Below are 1,459 nucleotides of genomic sequence, written 5' to 3' on the forward strand. Positions count from 1 at the left end.
CTCCCCCTAGCCATACCCGCACGGGCGTAATCCGGCAGAGATGACGGTGCATGCGTGTGAATTGGGTCTGACCATGGACGCGGGGCGACCTCTGCTCGAAAACGCGGGCCTCACGATCGGTGACGGAAGGCGATCTGCGCAGTTCAGGGTCGCGCCTGCTACGTCCGAAGTGGGAGAGACGAACCGGAAGATCGGCCGATTCCAGGCTCGCTACAGCGAAAAGAGCAACGACTACGTCTTCGTTGATGGACCCTACCGAGTGCAGCTTGCGCCGGCAGATAGCGGTCATGATGACCTCTGGGACAGAAACGTCGCCATGCTCATCGCCGATTTCGAGTCCCGCGGGAAGCCGGACGATCCAATGAGCTGGTAACAAGACCTACAGGGTGGTGATCAGGCCTCCGTCGATGGCGAAGTCGGCGCCGGTGATGTTGGCGGCTCGGTCGCTGGCCAGGAAGAGGACGAGGTCGGCCACCTCGTCCGATTCGGTGAACCGGCCGGTCGCCGACTGCCCGGCGGCCTGCTGGGCGACGCCCTCGGGGTTGGCTCCCGCGGCTTGCGCGACGGTGGCGGCGACGCCACCGGGGCCCAGCCACAGCCCGGTGGCGACCGGTCCGGGGCTGACCGTCGTGACGCGTACGCCGTGCGGCGCGAACTCCTTGGACAGTGACTTGCTGAAGTTGGCGAGTGCGGCCTTGGCGGCGCTGTAGTCGATGACCAGCGGGTCGGGCAGCCGCGCGTTGACCGAGTTGACGGTGACGATCGCGCTCGTGCCGCGGTCGATGAGGTGCGGCAGCGCGGCGCGGGTCGCGCGTACCGCGGTCAGGAAGTTGATCGTCATGGCGGTGGCCCAGTCGTCGTCGGTGACCGAGAGGAACCCTCCGATGCGTGGCCTGACGGCGCCGACGTTGTTGATCAGGATGTCGATGCCGCCGTGTTCCGCGACGGCGGTGTCGACGAGCCGGGCCGGGCCCTCCGGCGTGCTCAGATCCACCGTCACCGGGTGGACGGCGGCGCGGGCGGCGAGGTCCGTCAGTTCGGTCGTGGCGGCGCCCGCCGCGCGGACCGCCGACAGCAGCGACGCGCTGACCGGTGCCGATCCGCTGTAGACGCGGCCGCGGAAGCGCACGCCGCCGGACAGCGCCGCCCGGATCTGCGGCGGCGTCAGGTAGGTGGCCTGTGGGTCCAGCGAACGGATCTGGCGGGCCAGCCGGGCCGGGCGGCGCGCGGGGAAGGCCACCGGCGCGCCCGCGGCCAGCGACGGCAGGGCCACGAAGAAGGTGCCGCCCAGCACCGTGCGGCCGGGCGCCGGGCGGACCAGGTCGTGCACGGCCCGCATGCCCGACTCCAGCGAAGCCCGGGTGTGCACCACCGCCCGTGGCCGGCTCGTCGTGCCCGAGGTGAAGACGATCACCGCGTCGCCGTCGCCGTCGAAGGCCGGCGGTACCGGGCTCCGGGC

General features: G+C 70.8%; 2 protein-coding genes. One reads left to right on the forward strand and one right to left on the reverse strand.

The features are described 5' to 3' along the window. Nucleotides 1-40: 40 nt before the first annotated feature. Complete coding sequence (locus AB0M20_RS43235) at nucleotides 41-373, forward strand: hypothetical protein (protein ID WP_364307279.1); 333 nt, start codon at nucleotides 41-43, stop codon at nucleotides 371-373. A 6-nt stretch (nucleotides 374-379) separates the two neighbouring features. On the opposite strand, the gene AB0M20_RS43240 is transcribed toward AB0M20_RS43235, so the two are convergent. Further along, on the reverse strand, nucleotides 380-1,459 hold a 1,080-nt coding region (locus AB0M20_RS43240), incomplete at its 5' end, for an SDR family oxidoreductase (RefSeq protein ID WP_364307280.1).

Origin of the sequence: Actinoplanes sp. NPDC051633, assembly GCF_040681735.1 — a bacterium.
Classification (GTDB): Bacteria; Actinomycetota; Actinomycetes; order Mycobacteriales; family Micromonosporaceae; genus Actinoplanes.